The following is a 16957-nucleotide window of genomic DNA, read 5'->3' as shown; positions in this document are numbered from 1 at the left end:
CTAGGAACTTTATGAAAAATTGGATCTTTTTAGTTGTATCTTTAAGTTGCAGTCTCTTTGCAGAAACATTCCATTTGGGGGGTGAGCTTAAGCGCACTTTTCCATTTGCTGCCGATCCCGCAAAAAGAGGTGCAGATGCACCTTTTATAAGTGGTAATACCTACAGAAGTATTGCTAATTGGTGTCTTGATGAAACGGATCTACCAATTGACACAGATAAAGTTGTAAGGGGTGATATTATCTTTGTTAAGGGGTGTATACTCGACAATTTTATACACCATGTTCACCCTCATATAAAGGAGCCTTATATATTGCTATCATGTGATGCCGACCACACGAATGGTTTGGATTATCAAATGGTTTTTGTAAATTCAGAAAATCTTATTGTAATGGGCTCGGTAAATTGTCAAGAAACGGGTCATCCAAAGATAATTCCATTGCCATTAGGAATCCCGAATGGCTCTGCGGTAGGATTTCCTAAAAAAAATCAATACACAGATATAATAGCTAAAAACCTTGAAAAGACAATTTTTTGTTCATCAAATTTTACTATTGGATCTCATAAGCGTCGAGAGTACGTATATGATGTTATTACAAAAAAACAATTTATTAAAAACTTACTGAGGAGTTCTCCTGAAAACTATATTTTGAATATTGCTAAATCAAAGTTTTGTATTTCTCCACGTGGTGCAGGCCTAGATTGCTTTAGGATATGGGAAGCTTTATTACTTAACTGTGTGCCTGTTGTAGAGACATCATTTTTGGATCCGCTTTTTTATCAACTTCCTGTATTAATTATTGATGATTATAGCAATCTGACAAAAGAACTACTCATCGAATTTAATAGGAATGTTATTAAGCACAAAAATGAATTCCATAAGGAAAAAATTTATGCGAAATATTGGCTAGATTTCTTTTTACAACTTCAATTTCTAGTAAGAAATGGAATAGACCATGCTGGATTTGTTCGGGAATTTAAGAAACAATCATTTAATATATTATAAGGGTTTTATGAGCTACACGAAATTAGTCTTCGTTTTTATTATGTCTTTAAACTGTTTAATGCATGCCGGCCAGGTTTATCCTAGGCCATATAGTAGTCTTGAAAAAATATTGCCATATAGGACAACTCTAGGGACTTATTATTCCAATGGTATTGAAATTGAGAGAATTTTTAATACGCATAAAATTGTAAAGGCTTTGGAAGTGGGGAGTTTTCTAGGTACTGGATCAACGGCTCACATTGCAAAACTGATGAAATCAAGGGCAAATGCGAAATTGTATGCAGTTGATCATTGGCTCGGTAGTTATAATCATCAAGTGGGTGGTACCGCATATGACCCCATCCTGCCTAAGCTTTATGACCAATTTTTATCAAATATGGTCCATTTAGGACTAACAAAAATTGTTGTTCCCATAAGGATGGATAGTGTTGAAGCCTCTAAATTTTTAAATGAAACATTTGATTTTATATATATTGATGCTGAGCATTTGGAAGAATTTGTATATAATGATCTTGTAGCATGGTATCCACATCTTAACTTAGGTGGTGTCTTTTGTGGAGATGACTGGGGTACATGTGGAGATGTAAGAAATGCTGTAAGAAGATTTGCTAGTGAAAATAATCTTGAAATTTTTACGGGCAGCAATTTTTGGCGTCTTTTGAAAAAGGGTGAAATGCTATAAATTTGTATATAGATTAAGAATAGAATTGGAGGAGAATTGTTAATGGATCCAGCAGTGAAAATGCGATTAGCACATTATATGTTAGGTTTTATACTTCTTATAAATATGCAGCTATATTCAAAAGAAGTTCACTATGTTTCTAAAGAAATTGTCTGTTCTAAGAAATATAAGAAGGGCGCGATTTTAAGAAGGGATAACCTTTTTGTGAATGATTTTTTATGTATTCATTCTCTAATTCGGCACTTTGAACCGAGTACACTTTTTGAAATAGGGACATGTACTGGAGAAGGGACTCAAATTATTAAAAATGCCATGAGAATGGGAGCTGTCTATAGTCTCGAGCTACCTCCTGGAGAGAGTTCTTATGATATTCATTCAATTGGTGAAATGTGCAAACTTCCATATGTACAGGTTATTGGGAATAGTTTAAATACTGATTATACAGCATATTATCCAATCGAGAGTTGGTTTATTGACGGCAGTCATGATTATTTTCATGTGCTTCATGAAACAAAAGAGGCAATTAAAGCAAATTCAAAACTAATTATTTGGCATGATGCTGATATTTTCGAGGTCTTTAAAGCAATAAAAGACGGACTTGATCTGTCAGATGATTATATTTTATATAGAGTTCCAGATACTAGAATAGCATTTTCATTGAACAAGAAAATAATCAAATTCAAGCATTTTCTATGAGATACATTTTTTTACTATTACTGGCTGTTCCACAATTCATTTTTTCTAAGACATTAATTTTTACTACAGCATTTAACCGTCCTGATTTTATTGAATTACAGGACAAACTATTTAAGAAATTCTTTCTGGATGATTATGAATATATCGTCTTTAGCGATGCTAATACAGCCCAATTACAAAATAAGATAAGGTGTGTGTGTAATCAACTGAATGTCAAGTGTATAGATGTTCCTCAAGGTATTCATACTCAGCCTTATTTGCCCAGACTTTCGGGTGATAACTTACATCGACCAAACATTAGAAATTGTAACGCTGTTCAGTGGGCATGGGACAACTATATGTCAAAACATAATGGTCCGGTATTGCTTATGGATTCAGATATGTTTTTAATACGACCATTTTCAGCAGAAAAGTTGATGAGTAAGTATGATATAGCTTATGTTGCTATGGGTACTGAGGATCCCATAACCAAAAAAGGGTATGCTTACATGTGGATTGCTTTGATTTGTTTTAATACACAGACGCTTCCTGAGTTAAATGCCTTTTGTTTTAATTGCGGCCAGTTGCCTAATACTAATGCAATAGTTGATAGTGGGGGTTGGACATATCTGTATTTGAAAAAGTATCAAAATCAAATCAAATATAAGAATATAAATTGCGTGCCAGGTTGTGACTTTTATTGCCCTTATAGATATACGCATCCAAGTAGGCAACGGCCAAAACAAGTGTCTAGTGATATCATTATTGAAAACCTTACTACAAGGGGTTTTACAAAAAATGAGATTGACATGATTTTATGTCAACCAGATACAATAGAACTATTGTTCGACAATCATTTTTTACATTACAGGGCGGGATCCAATTATGAAAAATATTCTAAAAATCACCTAGATAAAAAAGATAGAATCTTGCTCTCATTTTTTGATAAAATTTTATCAGCAAACAGCTGTGTTGAATAACTCAAATTTTTAAGCCTGAAGAAGCATTTTCTATATGAACCTATCTCAATAAGATTCTCGTCTAATTCAGGATCAATGCTAGCTGAATCATAGCATTCCAAGTTTCATTTTTTTCTCCCAAGGGTGGCTATAATGCGAGTAAGTCACATGAACTGCCTCCTGATAAATAGCAAAAAAAAATGAACTGCCTTCATACAACCATAGCATGCTTAATTGTAAATATAAGGTGGGCTTATTTCCCGGTTACTACGGTGTGAGAGGGTGGAGGTGAAAAGCCTCCCCCTACTCGATTCTTTTAACCTGAGTTATGAGTTTATTTGTATATAAATTAAATTTTGCGGAGCAAGACTTGGTATTCATCCATGACAAGCTCAAAGCCATTTTTGAGGAGATAGGGAAGCGCATATTTGGATTTGCCAAGGTCTGATGTTTCTCCGAATTTCCTAGGTGTTTGGTTTCTGACGTCATCAACGAGTATAAGGCCACCGGGGGCAATGAGATTGCGGCTCACGATGAGTTTGGCTTCAGCAAGTTGAAGTTGGGCTGTTGGTTCAATAGGAGTCATATCTCCGGTATCTAGATAGAGGAGATCGATCTTTTTTCCGGGATTCCAATTTTTTAGAAAAATCAGGGATGAATTGACATGGTAGCGGATAAAGGGAAAGTCTTTTGTCATCCATTGGCATCTCGCAATATGAGAGCGGATTAAATCGACGGTGTGGAATTCAATGGGATGGTCTTTAAAAGTTTCAGCACACATGCGGGTGAAAAAACCTGCGCCCCAATCCCAATTCTCAGGTTGAGAAGGTGTCCAAAAGCGTCTATCGTCTAGGTTGCAACCGGGATGTCCCCCGTGAGTAAAGCTGCGTGATGTTCCCAGTTCAACAATGATTTTGCCGTGGTTTTTCTTAAATCCTTCAAATGCAGCTTTAAAGGTGTCATAGCGCGAGAGCGGCTTTCTAGCTAAATGGGAAAAATCTTGATTTTCATAGGTTCCATTTTCCAGATAAGCTTTATACCGATCCAGAGGATGCTCTGCAAATGCAGTTGTGCATAAAGCTAAAAAGAGAATCATTTTTTTCATAAAGGTCTACCTTTTTATAGAGGATAATTCATAAATGAGTTGGTGCCATGCATTTAAAGTTCTTTGCTTGTGTTTTTGAGCAAATTGCTGAACTTGTTGGCTTTTTTGTTCAAAATCTGTGTGTTGAATTTTATATTTTAAGTCATCCCAGGAATCGAAATAGACAAAATGGTTTTGATGCTCAGGCAAATACCATTCACTTTGATGTAGATAAGCCGGTTTAAAGGGAGGTGACCAGAAGAAAGAATATTGTATTGAAATGGTTTTTAAAAAATTTTCAGATGGAATGAAATAGACAAGACCGGACTCCCAGTTTTCAAAAAGAGCGACATTTGACCAGGCATAGGGAATATGGATAATGCCCTTAAAATCTTTTAAATCATTTCGGCCGGCATAGCGGCCTCTATAAAAGGGAATATCCAACTTTCCCAATACAGGAGGTAATATTGCGTCATTGAGATAGGGGGGGATAAAAAAAGTGGTATTTTTATTTATAGTTTTAGGAATCGAAGAAGCTTGTTGATTCGGATTGTAGTAAAGACCTGCCGGTTTAATCGTCAGTTGGCCGGTATCGACTCTTTTCATTTTAGTATAAGTGTGTTCGAAGGGAGTATAACCAACAAATCGAATATGATTTAGGTGTTTTGCTCTGCGGAATAAGCGGTAGAATTCAGGATCGGGAAAATGACAATCAAGGGATGCGTAATCACAATAATCAAAACGGTTGCAAATCCAAATAACCAAGGGGATTTTTGAATGGTTTTGTAAAAAAATACGAGCAAGGGGAGCTGTATCAGAGGTGAGAATGAGATCAAATTGTTCAAAAAAATCGCGGTGTAGGTTCCAAATTTTTTCAGCTCTATCATGCCCAATATTATAGAGTGTAGATCCTTTAGACATCCCGTCAAAAAATAAAGGGGGCAAATCATGAATATACCAGGTTGTCAGATCAATTGAGAGCTCTTTTGCCATGGCCTCAATCTCAAGTGCGCATCCCTTATGAAACGTTAAGTGGAGCATTTTAATGTTAAGGGGTTTTTGCTCTGCTGTGATATTAGATACAAGCCCCATGCAAAGGATTAATAACAGGCGGTATAGCATAGACAAATTAGACTCCTTTACATGTATTGAGACATTTTAAGATCGTTTGAATGCGATTGATATATGTGTGATGGTCTTTAACAAAGTCCATTATTTCAAGTTGATCTTCAAGGGTATAGGATTTCATGCGTTCTTGCGCTAAGTGAAACAAGGTTTTTTCGTTGGGATGGTAGATGATTTTTTCTTTAAAAAGCTTCCAAGTGTGGTAAGAGTTGGTGATTCCCATCGCACCATAACTAATGTTTTTGAAGATGCGGCATGGGATATAGCCTTGTTTTTTCTGCCATTGTCCAACAATGGCAGGAGCCAAATAGGCTTTAGAAATAAACGTGCAATTGCCTTCCATGGAAAGATTTTTTTTCCCGGGATCAAATCGAATTTTAGGATTTAAATGTTTTGCTTCATTGACAAAGCGATGAATTTCATTGGAGTTGCCAAATTCTCCTTGGCCGATGGTTCCAACCCAAGCAATTAAATGATTTTTATTTGAGATGCCTTGAGTTTTTAAGCGGAGTTTATTTTGCTCGATTTCATCCGGTAATAGATCGGTTGCCCAAGGCATATATAAGATTTTGTGCTCTTTGGAAAAGAATAAGTAGGGTTCGATTTCAACTGAATGTTCGCTTGATTGTCTTTTAAGCACATCAATGGTGAAGACTTGAATGGCAAGGATGCGATTTTCATCGACTTTATTTTTCCATTGCGTTTGATCCACATTATGCAAAATATAGTCACAGTCTTTCCTAAGGGGGATGTGATCGGTGCATTGGCCTTCCGTTAGAAATAGACTGTTTGAAAGCTCAATGCCATGAAGGTCTTGAAGTGAGTCAACCCAATAGGTTGAATAACCCAGTGCTTTGAACGCGCGATAAAAACCATGATGAATATATGAATGCGTATGGGAATGGAGCTTATGCCCCCAAATAATGACACGATCAAAGGTATAGCTTTGAATACTGATCATCAAAAAGAAAAGACTAAATATAATGTAGCGCATCTTTTTCACCGCTTTGTTACTGTGATTAGCGATGAGTTATACGTTTGACGCGGTTTTTAAAACAACTTTTTTATGATTTAGAGGTCTTTTAGGTCTTGTTTCACTTCGTCTTTGAGCGAGAGGAGGTGTTTTTCTTCTTTGATGAAGAAGGGGAGGATGAAGGCAAGGAGGAGGAGGAGGGGAAACCAGGAAAAGGCGAATTGATAGTCGGCGATGCTGTAGACCGGAAGGCCGTCTTTGAGGAGGCCGCTCCATCTGATTTCTAAAAAAGCTCCGATGATCGGTTGCATAATGGAGCCGACAACAAAGACCATGGCATTGACAAATCCCACGCTCGTTGCTTTGAGTTCAACAGGATTGGATTCAATAGCAAAGATATAGCTAAGAAGCTGTCCCGATGCAAAGATTCCCGTAATTAGGAGTAGGAGAAAGACGGCGTAGGTCGGAAGATGGGGGAAGTAGATCACCGGGATCATCCCGATACAGGTGAGCAGTGTGAGGATGACGAGCATCACTTTGCGGTGTTTAAGCCGATCGGAGATCATTCCGACAAAAGGTCCTCCGATGACAAATCCCAGATAGATCATTGAGGTGGCAAAGCCTGCCTTTTCAGTTGAAAATCCATAGGCAACTTCGAAGAAGGGGACGCCCCATAAAGCTCCAAATGCAAGCAAACACGAGTAGTAAAGGCCCGATGCGCATGAGATGACCCATGTTTTGCTATTTTTGCAGACGATCCAAACCCCTTTCCAAAAGGGAATATGTTGCTTTTTCTCTTCATGGCGCACTTCCTTGGGGTCATTGCGCACAATAAGGAAAATCAGAATGCCGATGAGCACTCCGGCTCCTGCTAGAATGAGGACAACAGGTCTCCAAGACCAGATCCGTACGGCAAAGCTTAGGGGGCCTTCTCCAAATACCGCTCCCAGCATTCCGATTGAGTTGCCAATCCCGATGAGAAGGGCCCATCTTTTTTGGGGAAACCAGTGGGTACTCACATAAATGAGCCCTATAAATCCAAAGGCGGAGCCGATCCCCATTAAAAAGCGGCCGATGCTAGCTATTCCCAGGTGATCGGCCATCCCAAAGAGAAGGCCTCCGGCAGCGCAGAGCATTGATGCTAGGGTGAGTAGGCGCCTTGCTCCATATTTGTCGGAAAGTGTTCCGACCGGGATTTGCATAACGGCATAGGCATATAGGTAAAAGGACGAAAGAAGGCCGACCTGAGCTGCCTTAATATCAAAGGCTTGCATTAGTTCAGGGATAATAACGCTTGGGGTCACCCGAATAAAATACTCATAGAATAGAAAAGTGATTGCAAGCAGCCAAATGATCCATCTTAGGGGGTGGTATTTACCGGTCCATTTTTTTGATTTCATTCTAAAGCGCCTTAAGTAGATGATAATTAGGTGCTTAAAAACCACCTTTAAATTGAATAGGTCTTAGTCAAGTTAAATATAAGATTTTGTAATTAATTTGAAATGATATAGATAAATTTAAGTTAAATTATGTTATGATAGTATCATAAAATTAATAATAACGGTTTAATTATGAGCTTGCCAGTTACGCTTAACGCCGCATCGGCTAGGGAAATTCTTTCTAACAATTCACATGTCACATTAAATTGGGATAGGGGTTGGATGACAGCTACTCTTAAAACGGACACATTGGGGCAATTTTTTCTTCGCCGCATGGGTGAGTGGATGGGGTCAGGGGTTAAGGCCGGATTGGCATTGGGGGCAGTTTCGGGTGCTGTTTTAGGTGGTGGTGGATTCGGTTCGATTGGATCTGTCATTCCTTTATTTGGCACTATTGTGGGTGGAGTGGGTGGAGCCGTTGTGGGTGGCATCGTTGGTATTGCTGTTGGAGGCATCGCCGGGGCTGTTATCGGTGCAACGATTGGCGTGTTTGCAACCATTGTGGAGGCTTACAAAGTCCGAAATGCTTTCGCACAAGAATTGTATACATTAGACATAGCCTTCGTTGATAACGATCAATTTGAAAAGGTAAGAGATTTATATCAGAGTGGGGCTGTCGAGCCCCTATTAACAAAAATTTCACCGGACGGTGTGAGTGGGGTAGCGACGCTTCTTGGATGCGAAAAAATCAAGCTTTCTAACAATAATGTAAAACTAGAGAAAGAAGGCTCAAAATTAGTGGCTATGCATTCAACGGCTGAATCAGTCGGTTCCATCTTCTATTCTGAGATTAAAAATTCAATGAAAACGCTATCTGTGATGGGGGCAGTGATTGGCGGTGTGGGAGGAGCAATTGTTGGTTCGACTATACCGATCGGAGGAAGTGTTTTAGTTGGGCTAACAGGGGTGTTTGTTGGAGGGATTGCAGGTGTTGTTGCCGGCATTGCACTAGGCGTGATATCAGGAACAATCAAAGCCATTGGATCTAGTTTGACAAGCAAAGACATTCAGCATCGCTTTACAATTATGGACAATGGGGTGGTTGATCGTGATCAGCTTAAGTCAGTTTATGATAGTTTGAAACAGATCAGAGACTTGAAAAAAGGGACGTTACGTGTTTATGGTAATGGCAGGGACGCTGTGCTTGTATTGTATGGTGTTGGAGAAAAAATCCCCTTAAGTAAGGAAAATATGGGATTATTTAATGTGTTAGCTCGATGTGCGGATAAAGAGCGTAAAGACGATGCTGCCATTTGGTTTCATGTGGGTGTATTAAGTAAGTTGATTAATAAGGGTGAAATTAGATCATTAGGTGAAGATGATTGGGACAAAATTCATAGCTATAAAGGAAGATTAAATGAAGCTGTAAAAGGAGATCCTACGATACCACTAAAAAAAGCGATGATAGACGGAGCGAAGCTAGCTTTCCCGTTAAGGAGTCGTCCAAGCTCAGATCCTAGATGTCGAGGCAGTTCCGGCTTCAGTGGTGATATAGAATTTTACTCGAGGAGTTCTAGCGATTCTTCCTTAGGATCTCAAAGGAATGTTGGGTCGCCGGTTAGTGGAAGTATAGATGCTTCAGGAGCATCCAATGTTACTTCAATAGATTTTGATGATAATACAAGTGATAATGGAGATGGGGAGTTAGGTGGATTTGGTGATGTAGGATTTTATACGGGTTTGCTTGACTCTTCAGATCTTGATAATGATGGAAAGAGTATCGCATAACCGGCTATTGTTAACTCGATTAAAAGGCATCTTCGTTTCAGAAGATGCCTTTTTTCTTTTCAGAAATAAAAGGGGTATGCAATAGGGGAGTCAATAGTGTGATTAGCTAGGGACTTATCTATGGCAACCAAGCTTGAAATGAGACGATCGTCTTTATTCCCCGTTTATTTTATCTTTTTTCTCGATAATTTTGGCTTTGCGCTTGTCTTTGCAATTTTTGGGCCGTTGCTTTTAGATCCTTCGTATGGGATGGTATCTGCTGAGGCTTCACAAGGTGTTCGCAATTTCTTAATTGGCCTTCTTTATGCTGTTTTCCCCTTGGCTCAGTTATTTGGGGCCCCGTTTATTGGGGATCTCGCGGATCATTTTGGAAGAAAAAAGGCTTTTTTTGTCACGTTGATTGGGGCTGTCATCGGTTATGTCTTATCGGCGATTGGGATTTTAGTGCATAGCTATGTGCTTCTCGTCATTGGGCGATTAATTTGCGGTTTTGTAGCGGGAAATTTAGCTATTTGTTTGGCTTCCATTGCAGATATGTGTCCAACGGAACGGTTGAGAGGGCGCCATTATGGACTCATTGCGATGACGGCCGGAATCAGCTGGATTATGGCAATGGTGATCGGTGGATATTTTTCCGATCACGCTCTATATCACTTATTTAATCCTGCACTGCCTTTTTTAGTTTCAGCGCTTCTCGCGATGATTGCACTTTGGGCTGTGGCGGCGTTATTTAAAGAGACCAGGGCGACAAGAACGAAAAAGTTTGATGTTGAAATATGGCGCGGATTTAAAAATATCGCCACCTCATTCAAGATTCGCGAGGTGCGTTGGTATTATGTGATTTATTTCTTTTGGGTGGTTGGATGGGGAATGACCATTCAATGGTTTTCGCCGTTTTCAATTGAACGATTTCGCGTATCGGAGTTGGAGGTTTCTTGGGTCTTAGTTGGATTTGGCCTGGCATGGTCGCTAGGTGGTTCATTATTTAATTGGTTTTTGCTGAAAAAGTTGGCGAGCTCTACTGTAGCAAAAATTGGAATTGCCGCTACTTTTGTTTTGATTCTCCTTACATCAATCGCCTATTACTATACCGCATTTAGTTGGATCTATGTGATTTCGGCCGTATTTGCCGGGATTGGAATGAGCAATATTCTTAATCTCATTTCATTCTCTGCCCCCATCAATATGCAGGGAAAAGTCATGGGACTTAGTCAATCAATGATGGCGCTCGGTTGGATTGTTGGTCCTCTTTTAGGGGGATTGCTCTCAGCAGAAATCAATATCGATTGGATCTATTATGTAGCGGCACTCTTTCTACTGATAGCGCTAGTGATTTTGCTTGCACATCAAAACTATAAAAAAGCACAAAAGCGCAATCGACGTTTTGACTACATCGATTAAATTTGGATTAGCCCATTTTATCGAGAGATTCTTGAACTTTTTTGATTTCAGGATCGATTTCTTGCATCTCTTGGATATTTTCAATATGGTTTTGGATATATTTAACCCGATCAACCATCTCTTTCAATCCATGGGGGAGTTTTTTATAGGCTTCGAGCTTATGAATTAAACTTGTCAAACGCCCCATATAGTCACATTCGCTATTCAGATCATTGTTGTTAAATGAGTTGATGAGAAGGTTGAAATAGAGTTTAAATTCCTTGATTAAGTGGCGATCGACGTCTTGATAAAAAACATCTGATCCTTCCATTTTGGAGTTTTGCATGAGTCCTCTCAACAAAAATAGGTTTTTTTATTAAGATGGCGGTTTGAGGGTTTTTTAAACAGCATTTTCGCGTAAGGTGAGTTAATAAACGAGGAGGGGCTCAGCTTCAACTTCAACATTTTTAGGGGTGATGGCTTGGATTTTATCGACGAGTTGATCGAGATGGAGTTGTTCTTTTGCAGAAATGATGACCGTGTTGAATGAGGGAAATTTAGCCGTGAACTCATTGATTTGTTCTTGAGATTCTTCGCATTCGCATTTATTTAGTGCGACTAGAAATGGCTTTTGCATTAGGGCTGTCGAATAGGAGTTGAGTTCTTTAAGCAGGATTTGAAAGGCTTCAATAGGTGAGCATAGGGGATCCGATGCATCGAGGACAAAAATTAAGGAAGCGGTTCGTTCTATATGTTTGAGAAACTCAAAACCGAGGCCTTTGTTGAGGTGTGCGCCTTGGATGAGTCCCGGGATATCGGCAAAGGTAAGCCGCGTGAAATCAGGGAATTGAATGAATCCCAAATTAGGGACGAGCGTGGTGAAGGGATAGTCGCCTATTTTGACTTTATGAGCCGTGATGTTTGAGAGGAGGGTTGATTTTCCGGCATTGGGCATGCCAACAAAACCGATATCGGCGATCATTTTAAGTTCGAGTTCGATATCAATGGATTCGCCTTGACGGCCATTAGTACAAATATGAGGGGCGCGATTGGTTGGAGTCTTAAAGGCATCGTTGCCTTTCCCGCCTTTTCCACCTTGACAGATGACAACGCGTTGTTTGTCTTGTGTTAAATCGTGAAGGATTTCACCCGATGCGGAATCAATCACAAGAGTACCACAAGGGACGAGGATAATGCGGTCTTTGCCATTTTTACCATGGCATCGGTTAGTGCCGCCTTGTCCACCGTTTTCAGCAGTGATGTGTGTTGTATTGCGGTATTTATCAAGAGCATAGATGTCATGAGAGGCTTCGATGATGACGCAGCCGCCCGATCCACCGTCACCCCCACAAGGGCCACCTTTAGGAATAAATTTTTCTCGGCGCCAGGCAATGATCCCATTGCCGCCTTTGCCTGCTCTTAAATTGAGTTTGACTTGGTCGACAAACATGACCCGGCTCTCCTTTAAAGATGGTTATGCATTAAGAGGAATGACAGAAACAACAGTTTTATCTGCTTTTCTGAAAGCAACTGTTCCTTCTACTGTTGAAAACAGAGTGAAATCAGTTCCCATTCCTACGTTTTTACCGGGATGCCATTTTGTACCGCGTTGACGAACGAGTATGTTTCCCGCTTTAACATATTGACCTTGCGTTTTTTTCACACCAAGGCGTTTTGATTCTGAATCGCGACCGTTACGTGTCGATCCTTGACCTTTCTTATGAGCCATTGACGTTACGCTCCCTTAATCTTTGTAATTTTCACTCTAGAATATTTTTGACGGTGTCCCACTTTTTTTCTACTGCTTTTGCGCATTTTGTATTTAAAGGCAATGACTTTAGGACCTTTCACTTCATCTAAGATTTCACCTTCAACAGTGAATCCACTGATATGGGGCGTTCCTACTTTGATATCCGATCCGTTGTTATAGAATAGGATTTCATCGAATTCAACAGTCTGTCCTTCTTGAGATTCAAGTAATTCAACATCGATTGTATCGCCTTCCTGCACGCGGTATTGTTTACTGCCGCTTCTGATAATTGCGTACATCAGTCCTCCAAAAAATTATTTACATTCCATCCGCTATCGAATAACTATCGGTATAGTCACACTAAAATTCGAGAAAAGACGGATTTATCTATTTTATCGGCATAATCTTAAAGTAAAACTCAATGAAAGTCAAGTTCATACCGGTGTAAAAAATTTTTTACCGTTTGATCATAACGGATAGGAGATAGCCTACCGTTGAGGTAAGGGCAATTGTTGCTCCGGGAGGCCAATTAAAAAGATAGGAGAAGAGGGTGCCTAAAATACTGAAAATAAGCGAAAAGAAAATCGCCGAGAAGATCATTTTCGAGAGGCGTTTATTGAACAGGTTTGCAGTTGCAGCCGGAAGGCAGAGCATCGCGATGATTAAGATGGCTCCGATCACTTGGACGAGCGCTACGACTGTGACGGCGATCATCGAAAGGAGGAGAAAGTAGAGGCGGGAGGAGGAAACGCCTTGGAGATAGGCTTGGTCTTCATCAAAGCAGATCATGAGAAATTTGCGGTGAAAAAGAAGGGCGAGTGTCCCAATGACAACATTCAATAGGAGAAGAAAAAGGAGGTCAAGCGAGCTCGTCCAAAGGAGATTGCCGAATAAAAACTGGATGATTTCGACACTATATCCGGGAGTGAGGGAGACAAAAATAACTCCAATAGACATTCCAAAGGCCCAAAGGGCTGCAATGACCGTGTCTTCTCGTTGCTTGTGTTTGAGGTGGATCCAGCCAATTAAATATGCAGAAATAATCGCAAAAACAAAGGCTCCTAAGTAGGGATTGAGCCAAGGAAGATGAAAAACGCGGTTAAGATAGAGGAAAAGGCCCATCCCACCTAAAACGGAATGGGAAATGCCCCCTGCAAGGAAGACAATGCGCTTTGATACGACGTATGAGCCGACAATACCTGATGAAAAAGAGGCAAAAAGAGCGGCGGTAAGACCCATCAATAAAAAGATATTATTTTGAAAAAACTCAATCATCACAACGCTCTTGGTTTGTCTTTTGTGGCGTGTGATAAATTCCAATAGCTGTGTGTTTACAAACACTTTCCGGGGATAAAATCGATAGGGTATTTTGAATACATAGGACGCGATCGACATGAGGGATAATCCCCGGGAGCTCATGTGTCACCATTAAAATCGTCATTTGTTTTTTCAGGCTTACGATAAGATCGCAAATCGCACTTTCCGCTTCGACATCAATATTGGCCGTCGGTTCATCGAGAAGCAAAAGTGAAGGTGAGCTGACCAAGGCTCTTGCAATGAGAGCGCGGCGCGCTTGTCCACCTGATAATTGTCCGAATAGCTCATCTTTTTTTTCAAGCAGTCCCACCTTGTTGAGCGCTTCCTCAGCGAGCTTTTGGGCTTCTTCCTTAAAATAACCCCATGCGCTTAAGTGTTGAGTACATCCCATCAGTACGAGATCGATAGTCGTGAGAGGGAATTCTCTGTCAAAATGCGCCACTTGAGGCACGTAGCCGATCGAGGTGCGGAATGCAAAGGGCGACTGTCCTGAGATTGAAATCGAGCCGCTAGAAGGTGTGAGCCGTCCCATCAACAGTTTAAGAAGGGTCGTTTTTCCACCGCCATTCGGTCCCACAATACCAATCAATTCACCTTGATTGATGTGGAATGAAATATCCTTTAAAATCAATGCGCGATCATAGGAAAATCGGACATCTTTAAAATCAATCACTGGGCTATCTCACTCGCAATTGTGAAAAGATTTTTGTAATAATCAATAGCATAGGGATCCATTGAGTAAGTTGGGATGGACAAGTCGTTTGCAATTTTTACAAGAGCTCGATTATCGAATTGAGGTTGGCTAAAGGCGCATCTGATTTGTGTATGATCGAGATGTTTAAGGAGGCGCTCCATATCGCGAGGAGACGGGGTTTTCCCTTCGCACTCGATAGAGAGTTGTTCTAGTCCATAGGTCTGACAAAAATAACCTAATGCAGGGTGTGAAAGAAGGACTGCATCTCCTTGGTAAGGGGCGAGGATCGTCTGAATTTTATGATTGAGTTCATCTAGGTCTTTGCAAACCACCGCGGCATTTTCTTGGAAGCGCTCCGCCTCTTCGGGTTTCCAAAGAATCAAATAAGATAGCATGGCATTGACTTGTTCTTTCATCAAAACGGGACTCATCCAAATATGTAGGTCGGGATAGCCCGAATGGTCATGGCTATGTCCGTCGTGATGATGGGAGTGGCATAAGTTGTCGGAAGAGGGGATGAGCTCGACGCTTTTTGATAAGTCGACATAATTAAGTGGGCTTCGCGCTTCAAGCGCCGGCAACATTTTCTTTTCGAAGACATCGCCTGTCCCAAACCAAATGGCCGCATTGGCAAGTTTATTAATATCAGAGGGAGTCGGTTCATAAAAATGAACATTGCTATCTTTAGGAACGACGACTTCAACGGTAGCAACGCCTTGAGCGAGTTCTGAGACAATAGGGTAATAAGGCGCAACGCTGACAAGAATAACGGAAGAAGATTTTAGGGTTTCTTTTTTTTGACATCCTATAAAGAAAAAAAGAGAGGATAGGCAAAAAACAAATAATAACAGTTTTCTCATAAAGACTCCAAAGACATCTCAGCCTAGGTTAACATGGAGATATAATTAAAACAAAGAGGGTTTGGGTTATCCCTCTGCAGGAGGGAAATAGCGGTCTAGAATATACTTTCTATAAGCGAGGGCTTTTCGATGTAGAAAACTGCAAACGGATCTCGTTACGGTTCTAGATTCGATCTCGCATTTCCCTTTATCGAACTCCATTTTCCAGAGTTGTTCTATGGTTGTGGTATAGCGTTTGCGCAGATCTAAAACAGTCTCGCTTCTTTTATTAATGACAACACCATCAAATCGGCCATCGAGATCTCTAAAAATTTGGGCTCCGGGAACCCAGCATGATGGGGTTTTAAAAATGGAGGAGTCTTCCCGCTTTGTGATGTCTAAAATATCCGGCATATGGGAGGGTTTAGTGTCGGTGCAATGGCGCATCGTATATTTGAGTGTGACGAGGGCGTCTTGTTGGCACCCATAGCGAGATGCCTGTCTTGGTTTATCGGTGAATAATAAAACACTATCCGTAGGAGTGTTTTTCGTGAAAAAAACTCTCAGTTCATTGGATGTCTCATGTGAAAAAGACCCGAGCGAATCTAAAAATAAAATATAAAGTTTGTGGTCTTTCTCGCTCTGATGACAAAAAATGGGGATGACATGACTAAGGCGTGGTTGGGTTATAATGAGGCCAAAAAAAGGATGGGCTTTTCGCATTGCGTCGATTTTAGATAAAATATTCCTAGGATAGGCCACTTCAATTGGATAATTGTACTTTTCACGATAGTGAGAGGCAATTAACTGCATGCCCCTATCTGTTAAAACGGCATGTCTTCCCATTTCTTTAGTCAAAAGCACTTTTTGAATAAAAATACGATCTGTTTTAAAAGTCGTCAGAAGACTGCTCACTTCGGATTCGGATAAATTGAGAAGGGTAATTAATCTTTCTAGGGACTCCTCAGTATCAATAGGATAAAAAGGAGGGTTCCCCATTGTAGACTCCGTTCTATAAGCAACATAGTCGCAAAACGGAAGTGGTAAGGGGGTGGGAACGGAAGCTGCACACGCCATGTTTAACCCTGTTTTTTTTATGATGAAGTGCAAAATTATAGCATTAAGCTTGTTTCTTTTCATCGATTTCTTTAAAATTCCCTCTCAGTTAATCACCCCAATTACACAGCATAGGGGAGAATGTCCGAGTGGCCGATGGAGCACGCTTGGAAAGCGTGTATGCAGTAAAATGCATCGAGGGTTCGAATCCCTCTTCTTCCGAAATAACAAAGGCCAAGCCGCCTCGGCTTG

The 16957-nt window shown here is 40.4% G+C and carries 18 protein-coding genes and 1 tRNA gene; 7 read left to right on the top strand and 12 right to left on the bottom strand.

Annotated elements, in window-relative coordinates; all coding sequences use genetic code 11:
• The first annotated feature begins 11 nt into the window (after nucleotides 1-11).
• From K9M07_04895 to K9M07_04880, 4 genes are read left to right on the top strand one after another with little or no spacing between them, the layout of a single operon-like run.
• Entirely contained in the window at nucleotides 12-1004 is a 993-nt protein-coding gene (locus tag K9M07_04895; GenBank protein ID MCF7852559.1) for a glycosyltransferase family 47 protein, read from the top strand.
• 7 nt (nucleotides 1005-1011) lie between these two features.
• A complete protein-coding gene (locus K9M07_04890) occupies nucleotides 1012-1686 on the top strand; it encodes a class I SAM-dependent methyltransferase (GenBank protein ID MCF7852558.1) in 675 nt (224 codons plus the stop codon).
• Nucleotides 1687-1728: 42 nt separating this feature from the next.
• Nucleotides 1729-2382 (top strand): class I SAM-dependent methyltransferase, encoded by a 654-nt coding sequence (locus K9M07_04885; GenBank protein ID MCF7852557.1) that lies wholly within the window; start codon nucleotides 1729-1731, stop codon nucleotides 2380-2382.
• Nucleotides 2379-3341: a hypothetical protein gene (locus K9M07_04880; protein ID MCF7852556.1), complete on the top strand. Its 963-nt coding sequence runs from the start codon at nucleotides 2379-2381 to the stop codon at nucleotides 3339-3341. The genes K9M07_04885 and K9M07_04880 overlap by 4 nt, the downstream gene beginning before the upstream one ends.
• A 328-nt stretch (nucleotides 3342-3669) precedes the next feature.
• On the opposite strand, the gene K9M07_04875 is transcribed toward K9M07_04880, so the two are convergent.
• The 4 genes from K9M07_04875 to K9M07_04860 form a co-directional block, all read right to left on the bottom strand.
• Nucleotides 3670-4425: a class I SAM-dependent methyltransferase gene (locus K9M07_04875; protein MCF7852555.1), complete on the bottom strand. Its 756-nt coding sequence runs from the start codon at nucleotides 4423-4425 to the stop codon at nucleotides 3670-3672.
• A 6-nt stretch (nucleotides 4426-4431) separates the two neighbouring features.
• Nucleotides 4432-5496 carry a hypothetical protein gene (locus tag K9M07_04870; protein ID MCF7852554.1) on the bottom strand — a complete coding sequence of 355 codons (1065 nt, stop codon included), beginning with the start codon at nucleotides 5494-5496 and terminating at the stop codon, nucleotides 4432-4434.
• A gap of 37 nt (nucleotides 5497-5533) precedes the next feature.
• A complete protein-coding gene (locus tag K9M07_04865; protein MCF7852553.1) occupies nucleotides 5534-6523 on the bottom strand; it encodes a hypothetical protein in 990 nt (329 codons plus the stop codon).
• Nucleotides 6524-6600: 77 nt separating this feature from the next.
• Nucleotides 6601-7902: an MFS transporter gene (locus K9M07_04860; GenBank protein MCF7852552.1), complete on the bottom strand. Its 1302-nt coding sequence runs from the start codon at nucleotides 7900-7902 to the stop codon at nucleotides 6601-6603.
• A gap of 171 nt (nucleotides 7903-8073) precedes the next feature.
• Here K9M07_04860 and K9M07_04855 point away from each other — a divergent pair, with 171 nt between their 5' ends.
• Both K9M07_04855 and K9M07_04850 read left to right on the top strand, forming a co-directional pair.
• Nucleotides 8074-9669, top strand: coding sequence for a hypothetical protein (locus tag K9M07_04855; GenBank protein ID MCF7852551.1), 1596 nt, complete (start codon nucleotides 8074-8076; stop codon nucleotides 9667-9669).
• A gap of 120 nt (nucleotides 9670-9789) precedes the next feature.
• Entirely contained in the window at nucleotides 9790-11070 is a 1281-nt protein-coding gene (locus K9M07_04850) for an MFS transporter (protein MCF7852550.1), read from the top strand.
• Nucleotides 11071-11077: 7 nt separating this feature from the next.
• Here K9M07_04850 and K9M07_04845 read toward each other — a convergent pair whose 3' ends face one another.
• The 8 genes from K9M07_04845 to K9M07_04810 form a co-directional block, all read right to left on the bottom strand.
• Nucleotides 11078-11395: a hypothetical protein gene (locus K9M07_04845; protein ID MCF7852549.1), complete on the bottom strand. Its 318-nt coding sequence runs from the start codon at nucleotides 11393-11395 to the stop codon at nucleotides 11078-11080.
• 81 nt (nucleotides 11396-11476) lie between these two features.
• Nucleotides 11477-12499, bottom strand: coding sequence for a GTPase ObgE (gene obgE, locus K9M07_04840; protein ID MCF7852548.1), 1023 nt, complete (start codon nucleotides 12497-12499; stop codon nucleotides 11477-11479).
• Nucleotides 12500-12523: 24 nt separating this feature from the next.
• Nucleotides 12524-12778, bottom strand: coding sequence for a 50S ribosomal protein L27 (rpmA, locus tag K9M07_04835; protein MCF7852547.1), 255 nt, complete (start codon nucleotides 12776-12778; stop codon nucleotides 12524-12526).
• 5 nt (nucleotides 12779-12783) lie between these two features.
• Entirely contained in the window at nucleotides 12784-13098 is a 315-nt protein-coding gene (rplU, locus tag K9M07_04830) for a 50S ribosomal protein L21 (GenBank protein MCF7852546.1), read from the bottom strand.
• A 157-nt stretch (nucleotides 13099-13255) separates the two neighbouring features.
• Entirely contained in the window at nucleotides 13256-14074 is an 819-nt protein-coding gene (locus K9M07_04825) for a metal ABC transporter permease (protein ID MCF7852545.1), read from the bottom strand.
• The gene (locus K9M07_04820; GenBank protein MCF7852544.1) at nucleotides 14067-14789 is read right to left on the bottom strand and encodes an ATP-binding cassette domain-containing protein; all 723 of its coding nucleotides are present in this window, start codon (nucleotides 14787-14789) and stop codon (nucleotides 14067-14069) included. The genes K9M07_04825 and K9M07_04820 overlap by 8 nt, the downstream gene beginning before the upstream one ends.
• Complete coding sequence (locus K9M07_04815; GenBank protein MCF7852543.1) at nucleotides 14786-15670, bottom strand: zinc ABC transporter substrate-binding protein; 885 nt, start codon at nucleotides 15668-15670, stop codon at nucleotides 14786-14788. The genes K9M07_04820 and K9M07_04815 overlap by 4 nt, the downstream gene beginning before the upstream one ends.
• A gap of 66 nt (nucleotides 15671-15736) precedes the next feature.
• Nucleotides 15737-16726 carry a hypothetical protein gene (locus K9M07_04810; GenBank protein ID MCF7852542.1) on the bottom strand — a complete coding sequence of 330 codons (990 nt, stop codon included), beginning with the start codon at nucleotides 16724-16726 and terminating at the stop codon, nucleotides 15737-15739.
• Nucleotides 16727-16840: 114 nt separating this feature from the next.
• Between K9M07_04810 and K9M07_04805 the strand changes: the two genes are divergently transcribed.
• Nucleotides 16841-16927, top strand: a tRNA-Ser gene (locus tag K9M07_04805).
• The last annotated feature ends 30 nt before the right edge of the window (nucleotides 16928-16957 follow it).

This window comes from Simkaniaceae bacterium (assembly GCA_021734805.1).
Classification (GTDB): domain Bacteria; phylum Chlamydiota; class Chlamydiia; order Chlamydiales; family JACRBE01; genus Amphritriteisimkania.
The sequence above is the reverse complement of the archived record's forward strand: the minus strand, read 5'-3'. Positions and strand labels throughout refer to the sequence as shown.

Coding starts and splice junctions, on each gene's coding strand:
- K9M07_04895 (MCF7852559.1), top strand. CDS start 12: ATGAAAAATTGGATCTTTTTAGTTGTATCTTTAAGTTGCAGTCTCTTT.
- K9M07_04890 (MCF7852558.1), top strand. CDS start 1,012: ATGAGCTACACGAAATTAGTCTTCGTTTTTATTATGTCTTTAAACTGT.
- K9M07_04885 (MCF7852557.1), top strand. CDS start 1,729: ATGGATCCAGCAGTGAAAATGCGATTAGCACATTATATGTTAGGTTTT.
- K9M07_04880 (MCF7852556.1), top strand. CDS start 2,379: ATGAGATACATTTTTTTACTATTACTGGCTGTTCCACAATTCATTTTT.
- K9M07_04875 (MCF7852555.1), bottom strand. CDS start 4,425: ATGAAAAAAATGATTCTCTTTTTAGCTTTATGCACAACTGCATTTGCA.
- K9M07_04870 (MCF7852554.1), bottom strand. CDS start 5,496: ATGGGGCTTGTATCTAATATCACAGCAGAGCAAAAACCCCTTAACATT.
- K9M07_04865 (MCF7852553.1), bottom strand. CDS start 6,523: ATGCGCTACATTATATTTAGTCTTTTCTTTTTGATGATCAGTATTCAA.
- K9M07_04860 (MCF7852552.1), bottom strand. CDS start 7,902: ATGAAATCAAAAAAATGGACCGGTAAATACCACCCCCTAAGATGGATC.
- K9M07_04855 (MCF7852551.1), top strand. CDS start 8,074: ATGAGCTTGCCAGTTACGCTTAACGCCGCATCGGCTAGGGAAATTCTT.
- K9M07_04850 (MCF7852550.1), top strand. CDS start 9,790: ATGGCAACCAAGCTTGAAATGAGACGATCGTCTTTATTCCCCGTTTAT.
- K9M07_04845 (MCF7852549.1), bottom strand. CDS start 11,395: ATGCAAAACTCCAAAATGGAAGGATCAGATGTTTTTTATCAAGACGTC.
- obgE (MCF7852548.1), bottom strand. CDS start 12,499: ATGTTTGTCGACCAAGTCAAACTCAATTTAAGAGCAGGCAAAGGCGGC.
- rpmA (MCF7852547.1), bottom strand. CDS start 12,778: ATGGCTCATAAGAAAGGTCAAGGATCGACACGTAACGGTCGCGATTCA.
- rplU (MCF7852546.1), bottom strand. CDS start 13,098: ATGTACGCAATTATCAGAAGCGGCAGTAAACAATACCGCGTGCAGGAA.
- K9M07_04825 (MCF7852545.1), bottom strand. CDS start 14,074: ATGATTGAGTTTTTTCAAAATAATATCTTTTTATTGATGGGTCTTACC.
- K9M07_04815 (MCF7852543.1), bottom strand. CDS start 15,670: ATGAGAAAACTGTTATTATTTGTTTTTTGCCTATCCTCTCTTTTTTTC.
- K9M07_04810 (MCF7852542.1), bottom strand. CDS start 16,726: ATGGCGTGTGCAGCTTCCGTTCCCACCCCCTTACCACTTCCGTTTTGC.